The sequence below is a fragment of the Sphaerochaeta sp. PS genome (genome assembly GCF_032144095.1).
In the GTDB taxonomy this organism is placed as follows: Bacteria; Spirochaetota; Spirochaetia; order Sphaerochaetales; family Sphaerochaetaceae; genus Sphaerochaeta.
This window is the reverse complement of sequence record NZ_JAVSNJ010000011.1, coordinates 1-15,399: the sequence shown is the minus strand read 5'-3', so window position 1 is coordinate 15,399 and position 15,399 is coordinate 1. Positions and strand designations below refer to the sequence as shown.

General features: G+C 54.1%; 15 protein-coding genes. 4 read left to right on the top strand and 11 right to left on the bottom strand.

Features of this window, described 5'->3' with window-relative positions:
- Positions 1–8 precede the first annotated feature (8 nt).
- From ROJ03_RS09530 to ROJ03_RS09515, 4 genes are all read right to left on the bottom strand, one after another.
- Positions 9–1,244, bottom strand: a complete 1,236-nt coding sequence (locus tag ROJ03_RS09530) for a serpin family protein (protein ID WP_313726810.1) — start codon at positions 1,242–1,244, stop codon at positions 9–11.
- A gap of 60 nt (positions 1,245–1,304) precedes the next feature.
- On the bottom strand, positions 1,305–2,186 hold the full coding sequence (locus ROJ03_RS09525) for an AEC family transporter (protein ID WP_313726809.1): 882 nt from the start codon (positions 2,184–2,186) through the stop codon (positions 1,305–1,307).
- 82 nt (positions 2,187–2,268) lie between these two features.
- Positions 2,269–3,198 carry a metallophosphoesterase gene (locus tag ROJ03_RS09520; protein ID WP_313726808.1) on the bottom strand — a complete coding sequence of 310 codons (930 nt, stop codon included), beginning with the start codon at positions 3,196–3,198 and terminating at the stop codon, positions 2,269–2,271.
- Positions 3,195–3,953: a hypothetical protein gene (locus tag ROJ03_RS09515; protein WP_313726807.1), complete on the bottom strand. Its 759-nt coding sequence runs from the start codon at positions 3,951–3,953 to the stop codon at positions 3,195–3,197. Before ROJ03_RS09515 ends, ROJ03_RS09520 begins: the two co-directional genes overlap by 4 nt.
- A gap of 138 nt (positions 3,954–4,091) precedes the next feature.
- Between ROJ03_RS09515 and ROJ03_RS09510 the strand changes: the two genes are divergently transcribed.
- The gene (locus ROJ03_RS09510) at positions 4,092–5,195 is read left to right on the top strand and encodes a PAS domain-containing protein (RefSeq protein WP_313726806.1); all 1,104 of its coding nucleotides are present in this window, start codon (positions 4,092–4,094) and stop codon (positions 5,193–5,195) included.
- On the opposite strand, the gene ROJ03_RS09505 is transcribed toward ROJ03_RS09510, so the two are convergent.
- The 3 genes from ROJ03_RS09505 to ROJ03_RS09495 form a co-directional block, all read right to left on the bottom strand.
- On the bottom strand, positions 5,161–6,378 hold the full coding sequence (locus ROJ03_RS09505) for a nucleoside-diphosphate kinase (protein ID WP_313726805.1): 1,218 nt from the start codon (positions 6,376–6,378) through the stop codon (positions 5,161–5,163). The genes ROJ03_RS09510 and ROJ03_RS09505 overlap by 35 nt on opposite strands.
- Positions 6,379–6,463: 85 nt before the next feature.
- Positions 6,464–7,015, bottom strand: coding sequence for a cysteine hydrolase (locus tag ROJ03_RS09500; protein ID WP_313726804.1), 552 nt, complete (start codon positions 7,013–7,015; stop codon positions 6,464–6,466).
- Positions 6,972–7,349, bottom strand: coding sequence for a desulfoferrodoxin family protein (locus ROJ03_RS09495; protein WP_313726803.1), 378 nt, complete (start codon positions 7,347–7,349; stop codon positions 6,972–6,974). The genes ROJ03_RS09500 and ROJ03_RS09495 overlap by 44 nt, the downstream gene beginning before the upstream one ends.
- A gap of 162 nt (positions 7,350–7,511) precedes the next feature.
- On the opposite strand from ROJ03_RS09495, the gene ROJ03_RS09490 reads away from it, so the two are divergent.
- Complete coding sequence (locus tag ROJ03_RS09490; protein ID WP_313726802.1) at positions 7,512–8,585, top strand: lipid II:glycine glycyltransferase FemX; 1,074 nt, start codon at positions 7,512–7,514, stop codon at positions 8,583–8,585.
- Here ROJ03_RS09490 and ROJ03_RS09485 read toward each other — a convergent pair.
- Positions 8,573–9,535 carry an XdhC family protein gene (locus ROJ03_RS09485; protein WP_313726801.1) on the bottom strand — a complete coding sequence of 321 codons (963 nt, stop codon included), beginning with the start codon at positions 9,533–9,535 and terminating at the stop codon, positions 8,573–8,575. The genes ROJ03_RS09490 and ROJ03_RS09485 overlap by 13 nt on opposite strands.
- A gap of 197 nt (positions 9,536–9,732) precedes the next feature.
- Between ROJ03_RS09485 and selD the strand changes: the two genes are divergently transcribed.
- The gene (gene selD, locus ROJ03_RS09480) at positions 9,733–10,746 is read left to right on the top strand and encodes a selenide, water dikinase SelD (protein WP_313726800.1); all 1,014 of its coding nucleotides are present in this window, start codon (positions 9,733–9,735) and stop codon (positions 10,744–10,746) included.
- On the opposite strand, the gene yqeB is transcribed toward selD, so the two are convergent.
- Positions 10,747–12,549, bottom strand: coding sequence for a selenium-dependent molybdenum cofactor biosynthesis protein YqeB (gene yqeB / locus ROJ03_RS09475; RefSeq protein WP_313726799.1), 1,803 nt, complete (start codon positions 12,547–12,549; stop codon positions 10,747–10,749).
- On the bottom strand, positions 12,546–13,268 hold the full coding sequence (yqeC, locus tag ROJ03_RS09470; RefSeq protein ID WP_313726798.1) for a selenium cofactor biosynthesis protein YqeC: 723 nt from the start codon (positions 13,266–13,268) through the stop codon (positions 12,546–12,548). The genes yqeB and yqeC overlap by 4 nt, the downstream gene beginning before the upstream one ends.
- An 89-nt stretch (positions 13,269–13,357) precedes the next feature.
- On the opposite strand from yqeC, the gene ROJ03_RS09465 reads away from it, so the two are divergent.
- On the top strand, positions 13,358–13,978 hold the full coding sequence (locus ROJ03_RS09465) for a hypothetical protein (RefSeq protein WP_313726796.1): 621 nt from the start codon (positions 13,358–13,360) through the stop codon (positions 13,976–13,978).
- A gap of 50 nt (positions 13,979–14,028) precedes the next feature.
- Here ROJ03_RS09465 and ROJ03_RS09460 read toward each other — a convergent pair whose 3' ends face one another.
- Positions 14,029–15,366, bottom strand: coding sequence for an acetate kinase (locus ROJ03_RS09460; protein ID WP_313726795.1), 1,338 nt, complete (start codon positions 15,364–15,366; stop codon positions 14,029–14,031).
- Between the last annotated feature and the right edge of the window lie 33 nt (positions 15,367–15,399).

Genomic DNA, 15,399 nt, shown 5'->3' with positions numbered 1-15,399 from the left:
CGGTTTCCTCACTTGGCCTCAGGATTCTGCATGGTCCCCATAAACAGGGAGATCTCTGCCTCCCTGTCTATGATCGCATAGAAGAATGGCCTGTCGAAGGTCAGGACAAGCAGCTCCTCCCGGTAGGCCATGCTGGTCGCCTTCATCATGATGGCTGTGACAGCAGCAGCCTCTGAACCCTTCTCATCGACACGGATGAACGTCTTGTGCAGGATCTCCCCGATTACCAGGTCCTTGGTCCTGCTCTCAACCATGAGCGAGAAGTCAGCCTCCCCTGCATCGAAGGGGTCGGTCATGCCCAACAGCTCAAGCTCATCGACCAGGGAGTCGGAATAGGAGGCCTCGAACTTGGGAAGGGAGAGATCCATGCGGGTGTAGTGCAGGGTATCGACCGCATCGAAGAGCCTTTGGGTGAATCCTTGTTGTTTTTGGCTGGCAAGCCAGGTATCCAGTGTTGTCTCCTCATTGGGCAGGATGGCAACGAATGCAAACCGCTCGTTGCTATAGGGTAGCAGGAGAACCTGCCCACCCAGTGCCTCGGCATAGGGGAAACTGCTGCTCTGATGCATGAAAGGAACAACTACCTGCTCGTCCTCTACGCTAAAGCCCTGGTCGTAGGTGCTGCCTTTGGTAAAGGGATTTAGCCAATCACCCTTGAAATAGACTGCATTTATGAGATACATCAGGGCGCTTGGATCTATCGAGTCGATGATGGACTTGATGGTTCCCCTTGTGGAGTCGCTGACCCATCCGTTTATGGTGGAAAGTGAGCTTTTGGCCCCAAAATCAAGGTTTTTTGCAGTCGCCTTGTAGTACTCCCTGTCCTTTTTGAGGAACCCCTGGTCGAAGGGAATCTTCTGGTTGAGCCAGATGCTGTTGGCTATGCTCAGCTCTATGTCAGCGAGGTCTGCAAGCCCCTGCACATAGTGGGCATTTCCCCTGTTCAAGGATTCCAGTGAGCCTCTTTCAGGAGCCAGGAGGTCGAGCATCGATGAGAGGGTGTTCCCGTTGGCTCCATTGGCCGTCATGCCCAAGGCGAGGTAGACCGAGAGGGGGGAGAGCATGGCATTTTCCCCATGATAGTTCTGGGCAAAGAACAGCTTGTCGGAAAACTGCTGTACTGATTGGGTAAAGAGAGCTGGGTTGTTTCCAACCCTTTCTACCGGTGCTTTTTCAGCAAGCCCGGCAGAACCGAGAAATGTGGAAAGCACAAGAAGAGCCATCAGGACCAAATGTTTTTTCATCGCTATTCTCCTACAGGTTAACTAAGTGAACCATATACAGGAGAGGAAAGCTAGATTGTTTCAGGCCGCAAGCAGAAAACTGAGGGGAATTGTGATGATGCCCAGGATGGTGGAGAGTATGACCATGGTACTTCCGAAGTCGGACCTGACCCCATACCGTATAGGCAGGACAGAGGTGAATACAGCAGAGGGGAGGGCCGAGGCAACCAGTACCACGCTCCTGCTCAGACCTGTGAGGCCAAAGATTTTTGTTGCCAGCAAGCCGAATAGGAACCCTCCGACAAACCGTATGAGCAGTGCCCCTGCAATATGCCGGTCAAGATGCCACTTGGTACTCTTCAGCGATACCCCCAAGGTGAAGGCGGCAAGGGGAGGGGCAGCATTGCCTGCAAACTCAAAGCTCGTCACCAGGGGAGCCGGGATGGTGAGGTCTGTGATGCGAAAGAGGAACCCGGCGAATACAGCCCAGAGGATGGGGGACTTCACGATCGTTGCAAACGATTTTTTCGTCAGCCCCCCGGTGATGATGAGAATTCCCAGGGTAAAGATGTAGATTGTCTGGATCTGGTCGTAGATCACGATGAGGTTCATCGCTGCAACGCCACCCCACAGCTGCATCAGCGGGATGCCCAAGAAGCCTGAGTTCATGAAGATGAGCGAGGGCATGAAGGTCCGCCTGTCCAGCCTGAAGGCCTTGGCATAGAGAAAGGAGGTGAGGGCGAGCAGGACGACAACCATGGTCGTCGCCCCTGCCAGGTCAAAGACCAGGGAGGCATGTATGTCACTGTGGTAGAGTGAGATAAACACCAGGGCAGGCATAAGCAGGTCTGAGATGAGTATTACCAGGGTATCGAGGTTGATCGTATAGACCCTGGCAAACAGATATCCGGCCAGGGAAAGCAGAAGAATGGGCAACATTTGCATGAATGAGTAGGCTATCATGGGTTGCACTATAGGCAATAGCGCATAGGTTTGCAAGCAGAATGTGCATCTCGACTACAGGTCGCACCAGGAGTGTTTGACTTTACTCTATGGGGAAGGTCTCCATGAGTTTTTCGGTTACCGTTTGGTCTTTTTCCACCTGGTAGCGAACAACGGTTATGCAATTCGATGGAACATCGAAATGGAGAAGGTACCACCTGGGTTTTGTCGTCTCGATGAAGGAATCCCTCCCATGGAAGGCCCCTGCGATAAACTCGGAGGTAGTGCGCCTGAAGCTATACCAGATATCCCCCTGATGGTGGTGGCCACTGAGGAAGAGCTTAGCTGAGTTCTCCACCATGAGTCTGATGAGGTTTTCCCTTTCCTGGGTATTTCCCAGCACCAGGTAGATCAGTGATGCATTCCCATACAAGGGCATGTGGGAGAAGAAGAGCTTTGGCCTGCTATCCCTTTTTACTGCATCCTGCAGCTCATGCATCTGTGTACGGCCAAGGGTCCTGTTTGCCGTATCCAACAGGTAGAAGGAGACCCCCCTATGGGAGAAGCCTTGGTAGTTGTACTCATCGACATAGGTTTTCCAAAGTGCAATGCCATCGCTGGCAAGCCGGATATCGTGGTTGCCCTTGATGGAATAGGTGGTGATGCCCTCCTCAAGGAGGGTTAGGGTAAAATTCCTGTAGGCCTGGAACTCCTCCTTTCTGGAATTGTTGGTGCTGTCGCCGAGGCTCACCATGTGGGTCAGATGATCTTCGCTTTCGGTATGCTGGCTCTGATACTGCCTGACCCAGGAGAAGAACAGGTCGTTTGCATAGTAGACCCCGTCATCCCTTCGCCCGAAGTGTTGGTCCCCGGTAATGAGCAGCGTGAATGATGATGGCTCTTCCATGGCGTCGGTGATGACGAAGGTGTTCTTCTCCCTTGAAGCCTTCTCCCCATCGAGGATCTGCAGGTTTGAAAGGTCACACGAGAGCAGCAGCAGTGGCAGTGCAACGAGCAGAAGGGTCTTTTTCATAGCCACACCCCCAGGTCACGGAGCATGGTCGCCCTCTCTGAAGGCCCTGCCCAACAGATGGCGAATGAGATCTCCCGCATGGTGATGAACTGGGATTCGTTGCGAAGGTCACTGAACCTCACCAATGGCCTTACGACCAGGAACAGGGTGTCGCTGAGGGCCAGGGCAGCCGATCCTCCATAGAAGAAGGCGAGTTGGCTCTCATGCAGCGAAAGGGTGTCGGTAGTGATGAAGAGGGTAAGGAAGAGAAGGTCCATGAACTCCTGGCTGCAGGAGATCGCCAGGTGCGGGGAGAAGCTCCATAGGTTGTGGTCGTGGCTCTTTGACCAGCTGCTGTTCATGTGCACTCCAGCGCTTGTCGTCACCATCGTGGCATAGGGGGGAAACGGGGTTCTTGCACTAAAGCCAAATGCGACCAGGGCTGAGGTTGACCCATTGTTTTGAGCATGGGAAAAATAGTGTATGTTCGCCAGAAAGAGGGGATGGACTAGCTCCTTAGAGGATGTCGACCCTTGCGTTGCATGGAAGGTCAGGCTGGTCTCTGGATATTGGAACCGTAGGCTTGCTGTAGTGTGCAGGGAACCCTTCCCAAATCCCATGGTGATTCGGTTGCCATATTCGCTGGTGCTGGTGATGCTCTCGTTGAGGAAAAGACTCTGCATGAACAGTTGGGGGCTGGCTCCAACCTGGCAACAGGCGAACAAGAAAAGAAGGATGAGCAAATTAGCCTTTTGGTGACTTTTCTGTTTTTCCATGGGTGAACAGTACAGCCTCCACCCCTCTATTGCAAGCTATATTTCGCAAAACAGCAGGTAGGTCGATACTCTACAAATTTTCTTGGGCCTCCTCCCCCCACAACCGTAGTTGGTATATACTGGGTATGAGGAGCCATCATGAACCAGTCACTGCAAGAAATGCCCCGTATCAACCGTCTGGTTGAGTACCTGCACCTGCTCATTGCCAAAAAAGCCGGAAAACCGGAGTTCCAGGCCTATGAATCCGACCTGAAGGGTACCAACCCCTTTGAGGTCAATGAGGCTCTGGACCGTGTCCTCAGCAGTGCAGTGGATGTTGAAGGGCTTTCTGTGCCTGTCTCCCAGTTTATCCGTGCTGTGAGCCAGGCTCTGGAAGCCTTTTCCAAGCCCACCTATCCGGAGGACCATCTGCTCCATAGCCTGAACTTGGAGAATATCGCCTTGCAGGAGTTCTCCGGACAGATGCAAAGCCTCTCGTTGCAGATACAGAAGAAGGAGAAGGACGGGGTGGTTGGGATAGCAATGCTCAAGAGGCGCATTGCAGAGACCGACCTGTTGGCTCTGCACTACCAACGCCTCCAGAACGAACTCTTCCCCCTGTTTGAGCGGGCTGAGGCCCATCACAGTTGCGTCAAGCTGATGTGGGCACTCCAGGACAGGACCCTTGCCCTTCGCAAGGCATTGTTGAAGGAGGGAGACGTAAGTCTTCAGGAGTTCTGGAAAACGTTTGGGCAGTTCTATTTCCATGTGCAGATCCTGCACTATAGGGAGCAGCAGATACTTTTTCCTGTTGTCTATGAGAGCCTTGTTGCAGAACAGAAACTCCCTTCACCCTTGCCATCCTCATTTTTTGTCTCTCCAACAGGAACGCTGGATAGTGAGGTCCTGCAGCAGATATTTACCTTGCTTCCCCTGGATATCGCCTTCATCGACAAGGATGACCGTGTCTGCTTCTACTCCGACCCGCCCCACAGGATCTTTCCCCGTTCCCCCCAGGTGATAGGGCGCCTCGTCCAGAACTGCCATCCACCAAAGAGTGTGGGGACAGTAGAAAAAATCCTCACCTCCTTCAAGGAAGGAAGCGAGGATTCTGCTGAATTCTATCTTACCCTACAGGGCCGGTTCGTTCACATCGAGTACTTTGCTGTACGGGATAGGAACAACCTCTACCTGGGGACCTTGGAGGTCACCCAGGATGCGACCCACCTCAGGTCGTTGGTTGGCCAGAAGCGATTACTGTAGGAGGGAGGGAAGTGGAGATGTACTGCTTGAGCAGGGAAGCCAGGGAGTTGTACTCCAGGTTCAGCACGCCCATCTCACGTTGTGCATTCTCGGCACTGTCAGAGGCATGTGCAGCGTTTACCCGGATGTTGGTTCCGAATTCGCGCCGTATGGTTCCTGCCGGTGCCTTGTTGGGGTCGGTAGGTCCCAGGACATCCCGGATCTTCTGCACTGCATTGACCCCTTCATAGACCAGTACCATACACTTCACCAAACCCGGGTCCTCAAGATGGCCCTTGTCGCAGGCACTTGGCTTGATGCCTGCCATGAACTCCACAATGCTCTCAAACTGTTCTTCTGAGTACATGTCCCCAAAGCTTTGGGTCAGGATGTCCTGCAGTTGGTCGGGAAGCAGGACGTTGAAGTCACGTTCCAGCAGTTCCCTGGCCTGCATTCCATACACCGGTGCAAGTCTCTTCTTCAGCCCATCCTTGATGGGGCCATAGAACTGGAGGGCCTGGGCCACGGACATTTTCAGCACTTTCATGCCGATGATGCGCAACCCTGTCCTGGAGAACATGTCAATGATCATGCCAGGGCGGGAAGAGGCATAGATCCAGTTGTCCGGTTTGATGATGACCAGGGTCCTCTCGGTTCCCTCATGCCTGTGCCGGGTCTCGATGATGTTCTTCTGCTCCGGTAGCCATGAGGAGAAGAGAGAGAGGGTGGTATCTGCTTCACTTTGTGTCAGGGCTGTGAGCACCGCTGGCTCGAAGTACGAGACATTGGTCTTCGCTTCGTCTGTGAAGATCAGGTCAGCATAGGTGTCGCGGATGGACTGGCCGGTTACCATCTCAACGGTGTTGTTGTCGGGCTGGAAGGCCCCACAAACCTGGGCAAGCTGGGTGCAGGGATCTTCTCCGCGGAATACCAGTAGCAGGGACCTGTGGCGGTACCCTCCTGAGGGGGCGAGATTTTGCTCTACATAATCACCAAGTATCACCGATGCGATGAAACTTTCCGCCTTTTCCCGGTTTCTGATGATCGAAGCATAATCTTGAGCTATCTTCAGATCCATAGCGATCATCTGAGCGCCAACTAGTTCCAATGATATGCGTGATAATAGTCTGGATAGGACCCCACCGGTGCGGCTTTTTGCCACGGTATAGGGGGTAACCAGAACATACGACAAGGACTGTTCCATGAGCAGCCTCCTTCTAAGATGTCTGTACCCCCAATCCTACAAGGGCGGGCCTTCATTTGTCCATTGCGGATGAGAGAAAAAATGGTTAAATCACCTGAATTTGGCAGGATTTCATGGCAACTAGAGATGCCTCATGGTTTTCGGGTGTAGTTCCCGCACAGCAGGCACTATCTACGGTTATGGCAAGACCAGGGCGGAAAGCCTTCAAAAGCAGTGCATTGGAAATGACGCAGATATCGGTGCAGACCCCCACAAGGGTCACCTTGTCGATGTCAGGTCTCCCTTCCAGTGCCTTTGCCATCTCGACCGAACCGAAGGTTGGTTTTTCGAACAGCCTGGCGTGTGAGGTGAAGGCCTTGAGCTTATCGACCAGCTCATGGCCTTCGGTTCCCTTGATGCAGTGTTCCACTGGGAGGGCCTTTCCTTCTGCGGTCCCTAGGTAGTCCTTCTGGTGGGTGTCGAGGGTAAACCAGAGTTCCCCTGTATGCAAGGCCACCTTGTCACGTACCTTCTGGACAACAGCCTGGGCCTCTTGTGTTCCGAGGGAACCAAAGACAAAATCCTTCTGCATGTCCACTACAATGAGCAGGTCCCTAGAAGGAGGATTGCCACAATCCGTGGATTGAACAGTATGCATATACATCTCCATGATCTTTGTCGGTAAAGACGGCGGTTGCCATGCTGTTGCTCTTGATGTCGCTACGCCGTACCGTCTGTTTTGTCACAAACACGATGAACTTGATATGATGGTCCTCTGACTGGGGATGGGGCTTGCTGCCCACATTCACATACAGAAGCCCGTCACGATGCTTCAGGTCCGGAAGATGGTATTCGGACCCCTCTCCCTCTTCCTTGGGCTTCAGCCTCTCCATGGGTTGCCCACAGCAGGTAAGTGAGTGCCCTCCGTTCTCCACCAGCTCTACGATCGAGTGGCAGACAGGACACCAGTAAAAAACTATTTTCCTTGCCATAGTGCCTCCTGCTGTAACCGTACTTCTCTTCTGGGATTTATCCAAGGGGTATTCACCCATATTTCGGTATTTCCCTCATTACCAGGTGGAGGGCAGGCCTCTTCACAGCCCCAGCAGAGTGTGGTATGGTCTTAACTTGCATAACGCTTTTGGGGGAATGCGATGAATCTTATGTTGCAGGAGAAGGAGACTTCTTACCTGTATGATACGCCTCTTTTGCACCAGAGCTCTTTCTGGTCGCAAGTAAAACAAAACCAAGGATACCAGACCAAGGCTTTCGATATAAAGGTCCGCTCTTCGGACATCTCAGAACTGGGAGGATCGTCCTACCTGCTGGATGATGTGCTTGTGCTGCTCAGCCCGATCAACCGGGACCAGACCATCGGCTATGTCCCGTATGGGCCGGTTCTCAAGCCGCTGCAGGACAAGATGGGCCCTTTCCTGGAGGACCTCTCCATCCAGCTGCAGGAGAAGCTGCCGCCATCGTGCATCCTGCTTCGGTATGACCTGCCTTGGCAACGGGTCTGGGAGGAGGATGACCTCTCCCGTGAGTTGCAGGAGCTCCGCCTCAACTGGGGGACCAACTACCACCAGATCCGTAAGTCATGCTCTGACCAGCTGCCATCCAATACGATGTTTGTCGATTTGAGGGGAGGTGAGGATGAGCTGCTTGAGCGGATGCACCACAAGACCCGCTACAATATCAGGCTTGCCCACCGTAAGGGTGTTGAGGTACAGGAGGTGACCCGTGAGGGGTTGCCCATCTTCTACGCTCTCTACCAGGAGACCTGCCAGAGGAACAACATCCACCTGCATGACCTCTCCTTCTTTGAGTCGCTGTTCATCTCCGAACTGGACAAACCCTATTTTTCCCTGCTGGTCGCCTCTCTTGATGGAGTGCCCCTCTCATCAATGTTTCTCACCCGCTCAGGCGACAGGGCTACCTACCTCTATGGGGCATCGTCCTCGAGCAACCGCAACAGCATGAGCACTTACGCCCTGCAGTGGAAGGCCATAGAGCTTGCCCGGTCATGGGGTTGTACGAGCTACGACCTCTTTGGTGTCTCACCCACCGAGGAGAAAGACCATCCCATGAGCAACCTGACGACCTTCAAGAAGGGGTTTGGAGGATCTTTCTTCCATAGGATGGGGTGCTGGGACTACTGGTATGACCAGGACGAAGGCAAGAAGCTCTATGCCTTTGAGATGATGGACAAGGGCTATCACCTGCGCTGAAACAGGATATGGACATCCCCACCACAGATCATGCCCAGCGACCCTGCCTTTGAGCTGTCCAGCCCATATTCGACCACCACATCGGAAAGGGCTGGAGAGCTGAGCATCTCCTTGGCATGGGCGATGGCCTTAGCCTCAACCAGCCCCCCACCAACAGTGCCTTGTGTTGTCCCGTCACTGAAGACCGCGATCTGGAAGCCCACGTCACAGGGGGCAGACCCACTCTTCTTGACAACCCTCGCCAGGATGTACCCCTTCCTTTCGGCAATGGTACGCAAAAGTTTCGGGTCAAGCCTAACCAGGTTGTCCTCCTTACGGTAGACACCGATGATCTGGGCCATGATGCTGATGGCAATCTCCGCAGCAGTCACAGCTCCTATGGGAAGCCCTATCGGGGTGTGCACCGTCGAAAGGGCCTGCTGTGGGATACCTTTCTTCTCCAGGTTGTCCAATGTGATGGCAACCTTGTGCCTACTGCCTATCATGCCGATATATGCGTGGGGGAGGGCCAGGGTCTTTTCCAGGCAGAACTGGTCAAAGCCATGGCCGCGGGTGACCAGAACGAAGAATGGCTTGATCCAAGGCTGGCTTTTTGCGAATGTTTCCCCAAACGGTGCACAGTAGAGGGAGGCCTTGGGGTAGAGGGTAGGGTTGCAGAACTCCTCCCTCTCATCAAGGATCGATATCTCCATCTCCAGCTGCGTAGCCAGGGCGTAGAGCTCCTTGGCCACATGGCCACCCCCACAGATGACCAGCTCGATCTTGGAGCCAAGGTTCTCCACAAGCAGGTCCTCACCCTCCCAGGCTTCTCCCTCACTTCCAAGGCTTGCAACCATCTTGCCCTGGGAGAAGAGGGCCTCGCATCCGGTAGCCTCCCCTGTAAGGACGGTCTTTCGTATCAGGGGTTCTGTTTTCAGGGTCTCGAGCAGGGTCGTATAATAGTGGTTCATGGTACTCTCCTACAATCTTGAAGAGGGGGGTCAACTCTTACGCTTGCCATGGTTTAGCCTATTTCTCCAAGCCATTTTATAGGATGAGAATAGCATAGGAATTGTAAATAATCCATTGAATTTTTAATAAAACAATGGTTTACTATACCTAGATATTGTATCTGAAGACTCAATTTCTGCTGAACAAAGGATAGACCATGGTAAAACTCACATCACTGGTAAAGACCGCAGGCTGTGCGGCAAAGCTTTCACCAAAGCAGTTGCATGAAGTTCTGGATTCCCTCCCTTTCATCCCCTGTCCTGAGTTGGTAGGGGGGTACGAGAACAGTGACGATGCACTGGTCTATCGCCTGGAGGATGGGACTCTGGTCATCCAGACTGTGGACTTCTTCCCCCCGATGGTCGACGACCCCTTCATCTTTGGCCAGGTTGCCGCTGCAAATGCCTTGAGTGACATCTATGCGATGGGAAGCGAACCGAAGGTAGCCATGAACCTCCTCTGTTTTCCCTCCTGCCTTGAGCTTGACGTCATGCGACAGATCATGCTGGGAGGCCAGAGCAAGGTCGCCGAGGCAGGGGCTGTCATAGCAGGGGGGCATACCATCAGCGACCCAACCCCCAAATATGGGCTCTGTGTGACTGGCTTTGGCAAGGAAGGGTCTGTGTGGAAGAATGAGGGGGCCCTTGAGGGGGACCTTCTGGTCCTTACCAAGAGCTTGGGGGTCGGCATCATCAACACAGCGGTAAAGGCAGGGCTTGCAAGTGAGGAGGCGGCCCAGACAGCCATAGAGAGCATGGTCACCCTCAACAAGTATGCACGCGATGTTGCCACCAGGTTTACCGTCCACGCCGCCACCGACGTAACGGGGTTCTCTTTGCTCGGACACCTCTATGAAATGGCCCATTCCAGCAAGGTCACCATGGTGGTGGAGCATGGGAAGGTGCCTATGTTTGAGGCGGCCAAGGAGTACTCCCGTCTTGGCATGAACCCTGGTGGACTCTATAACAACAAGGAGTATCTCCAGGATAAGGTGAAGTTTGAGATAGAACTTCCCCCGGAGATCGAGAGCATCCTCTACGACCCCCAGACATCAGGAGGCCTGCTGTTGGCTATGCCTGCTGAGGATGCCCGCCTCTATTGCAGGGAGACAGGGTTCTCTGTCATCGGCTTTGTTGAGAGGCTGGGAGATAGGCATCTGACGGTGAGGTAGTCACCGTCCACCCAAAAAACCATCCAATACCTCCAGGACCGAGCCCCCTATCGCCTTTGCCTTGTCGCTTACGGTGGTGTAGTCGGCTTCCCGTCCCCTGGGGTCGATGTCGGCGATCTTGAACTGCTCAGGAACGGTCAGGCCGGAGTTGAGCATTCCCCTGACCATACCGTCAATTGTGGCAAGTACAGGCACCTCTCCCACATAGGCGATGACCTGGTCCTTCTCTACCAGGTCCCCTATCGTGGCCTTGCCAACAAAGATTCCGGCGCAAGGGCTGTGGATGACCCGCTCCCTTCCATACCCTGCGATGAGACCGGGTATGCCGGTATTGGCAATCGCCTCACCCTGATGGATGATCCTACCCAGGCTATGTCCCCGTTTGGTCTCAATGACCACATGACAATCCTCTCCGGCCTTGAAACCGGGGCCCAGGGCTATGACCAGGGGGGCAAGATCGATCCTGGTTCCCAGGTTCCTCTTTGCCAGGATTGCATCTACCAGGCAGATCGGCCTCAGTTTTCCCAACGACTCGCCTTGGGGGTCTGCAAGGATCGGGACGGTGCCCTGCTGGAGCACATCCAAAGCCTCATCGACATCCTTGCACCTTTTGGCCTTTACACCCTCTACCTCGGTCTCTGAACAGAACATCGCCTGGGCGAGGCTGACAGTGGAGCGAATCACCGTAGGTTTGTCGGTTTCCCACACTACAACCGGGTAGCCAGCATTCCTGAGGCGGATGATGACCCCGGTTGCCAGGTCTCCAGCTCCCCTGACCACCACAAGATTCCGCTCAAGGTCGCGCAGGGCCTTGCCGGTCCTCTGGCTCTTCTCCTTCATCACCTGGGACAGGACGCTTAAGGCAATCTCCTGGGGTGTCTCCGTGCCGATGTCCAGCCCTATCGGACAGAAGATCCTGTTCCTTTCTTTTAGCGGGACGCTGATACGCTCAAAGAGCATCCTCGCCTTCAGGCGGGAACCCAGTACCCCTATGTAGGGAGTGGGTGTGCTGACCAGATATTCCAGTGACCCCTGGTCGACGTTGTGGGATGCTATCACTGTGTAGGTGAATCGGTTGATGTCGACACCCTCCAGTGCCTTGGCAATGGTGGTGGCAACGGAAAACTTCCTTGCATAGGGGAAGAGTGTGTTTGTGGCGAATTCTGCCCTGGTCTCCACCACCTGCACTCCATAGCCAAGAGCGTGGCAGAGGTTCGCAATTGCCTGGTTTACATGCCCTCCCCCGATAAGCAGGAGGTTGACAAGAGGGGTCGGGATGGTGAGGAAATACTCACCGCTGGTAAGTGCAACCCGCTTGTCCGCCCCTTCCTCCAGCTGCTTTTTCGCATGGTTGAGCAGTTCAGGGTCACAACTGCCAACACACTGGTGGGAGGCGGAGAGCAAAAAGGGTGAGGCATGGGTGTTCAGGCTGAATCCGAACACAAAGGGGATGGTGCTGGCTTCCCACTGGTGGGCAAGGGAGAAGAAGGAGCCGCCTTCCTCGTGTGCGAATACCTGGATGGCGAGGGATACCTTTCCGGCTCCCTTCTTTGCCTCCTGGTCGACGGTAAAATCCAGGCAGAGACTCTGCTGCCCCTCCCTGATCGCCTTTTTTGCCTCTTCGATGGCAAAGGCCTCAAGAAGCCCCCCACCAATGGTGGAGGTTGTCGCCCCCGAGGGCTCCACCAGCATGCTGCCCTGGTTTCTCGAGGCAGAGCCTGTGGTGGTAAGGATGGTGACCAAGGCAAAGGGGGAGAGGGTAGCCTCAAGTTCGCTTGCCCTGCAGAATAGTTGTTTGTTCATACTGGTTTCCTATAGATGAGCTTGTTGGCCTTCAGGGAGCCAAACCAAAGGGCGTATTGCTGGGATGGAAGATCCATGAGGGAGAGCTTCTTGCACTGTTGCAGGTCCTCCTCCCTGCACTGGTTGAAGAGGACCACCGTTTTTCCCTGAGCACTCTTGAGGATGCCTTGCCCATGGTGCAAGAGCCTTTCGTACGTTTCCAGGGTAACCAGCGAGTCGGGGAAGGCATCGGTATAGTGCTCTGACCCAAAGCAGTTCTTCCTGAAGGGCTCCCCCAGAAGCGAGAACGAGGCCAGGCAGATGGTGGCTGTGGTAAAGGACGGTACAACCGGGTCCCGCTCTACATGGAGCTTGAGGCCGAGGTTCATCGAGCCATCACCTTCAAGGACCACCACGTCATAGCGGTCGAGCAGGGCCTCAAGGTTCTCCAAAGGGGGGGCTACCGCCTTTTGGGCCAGATGGGTGTAGAAAACCCTCTCTCCCCTGGATGGGTGGTAGGAGAGGACCCTCTCATCGAAGAAATAGGTATCGCACCCATACTCTTGCTTGTCAGGACCCACCAGTTTGGTGGTGGTGGAGACCAGGACCCTATTGTCCTTGTGGGCATAGGCCTTTGCAAGGGCGATCATGCAGGTGGTCTTCCCGCCGCTTCCCGTCAAGGTTATGCACCTTTGGCTGGAGGAGAGATATGTTTGGAGCTCTTCCAATAGATTATCCATCAGATAATGGTACCACCTTCGTATTTGCCATGCAAGGAGGAACTCTTATATAAGTAGGCAAAACTGGTAGGCGGTGTACGATAAAGGACATGGATACGAAAACGACAAGAGAGTATGTGGGTGTCGACCTGGTTGGCAATCGTTTTGTGATGTGTACCCTCAAGGCAGATAGGAGCAACCCTCGCTACAGCAGTGGTAGGAGTGACACCGAAGGTGGGCAGCTGAAGTTTCTTGCCAAGCTTTCCGATGAGCATGAAATTCTCATACCTGACTCACCACTGGCCGTCCGGGCATTGGAGCTTCTGGGAGAGAGGGTGCACATAGCTTCTATGGGAAGCCTCTGGACTGCCTGGGAGCGGGCAGGGGTGAAGAGGGGGCAACCGATGGCAAAGTTTGCCGCCATCTACCTGATCGAGGAGTGTCTGCCCCCTCAGGTCCTCACCAAGGCCCAGATCCAACAGATCCAGGCCAACCACGCCCTCGAGTTGGTTCAGATCATGCGCATCGGTGATGACAGCCAACGGATAGGGCAGGCAGTCCTCAATGGCAGTGCAACGGAAAAGGATGCAAAACTGGCGATCCAGAATGAGTATCAGAGCAAGATCAAGCCATCGAGTATGGGTACGGTCGAAACCTATGTGCCCCTGTTCGACGAAGAGGATGACTCTTTCCTTGCCAGGCTGTACAGGGCGTTGGAAAAACTGCGCTAGAGATGAAAAAAGACGCCAGAGGCGTCCTTTTTCATCGATCGGGTCCCCCCTTACCTAGGCAAGGCAAGAATATCCTTCAGGGCAGGATTTTTCTGGATGTTCAGCGCAAGGTCACGCTCCCTTCCCTTGTTCACATAGTTCTTGTCCTCGAATGTGTAGTGGAAGTTGGTGTGGATGTCATAGGTCCCGTTCATCAGGGCAAAGGCATCTTCGGTCATGACCAGCTCTTCATCGGTGGGGATGACAAAGATCTTTACCGGTGAATCATCGGTGCTGATCTCAAACTCACCATTGCGGCTGAAACAGACCTCGTTCTTGGCATCGTCAAGCTTTGCGCCGAAGATCTCGATACCCTCACAGGCACCCTTGCGGATGTGGCGGGCCATCTCTCCGACCCCTGCAGTAAAGACCAGGGCATCCACGCGTCCTCCAAGCAGGGTAGCATAGCCACCGATGTACTTGGCGAGGCGGCGACACTCCATGTCGATGCTGAGCTGGGCTTTCTCGTCGCCCTCCTGGGCTGCCTTCTTGACATCACGGCGGTCACTTCTGCCACAGAGACCGATGAGCCCACTCTTCTTGTTGAGTGTGCTGTCCATCTCCTGGGCTGTCATGCCGGTGTTGCCCATCATATAGGGGATGATGGCAGGGTCCATATCGCCGGAACGGGAACCCATGATCAGGCCCTCAAGCGGGGTGAGGCCCATGGAGGTGTCCACACAGACGCCATTCTTTACCGCACAGATGGAGGCACCGTTTCCGATATGGCAGATGATGACGTTGGTATCCTTGTTCTCCTTGCCCAGCAGTACTGCTGCACGCTTTGCGCAGTAGAGGTGGCTGGTTCCGTGGAAGCCGTAGCGCCTGACATTGTACTTGGTATACCATTCATAGGGGACAGCATACATAAAGGCCTCTGGGGGCATGGTCTGGTGCCAGGCTGTGTCAAGGACAATAGCCTGGGGAACGTCTGGCATGGCCTTGCGTGCCGCTTCAATGCCCATGATGTTTGCAGGCATGTGCAATGGTCCCAGGGCGATGACAGAGCGAAGTTGTTCGACAACCTCATCGGTGATGAGGGCTGACTTCTTGAACACTTCCCCACCGTGGAGGACACGATGTCCTACAGCCCCGATCTCAGAGAGGCTCTTGATGACGCCATACTCAGAATCGAGCAGCAAGCGAATGATGAGCTCAATTGCTTCCTTGTGGGTGGGTGATGAGAAATTGGATCGATACTCCCCATTTCCTGTTGCTTTGTGCTCGATGGTCGAATACTCCAGGCCGATGCGTTCCACAACGCCAACTGCCAGAATATCCTTGTTGTCCCAGTCATACACTTGGTACTTAGCAGATGAACTGCCACAGTTCAAGGTCAGAATTACCATGAAAGACTCCTCTATTGTGTCAAAAAAAATTAT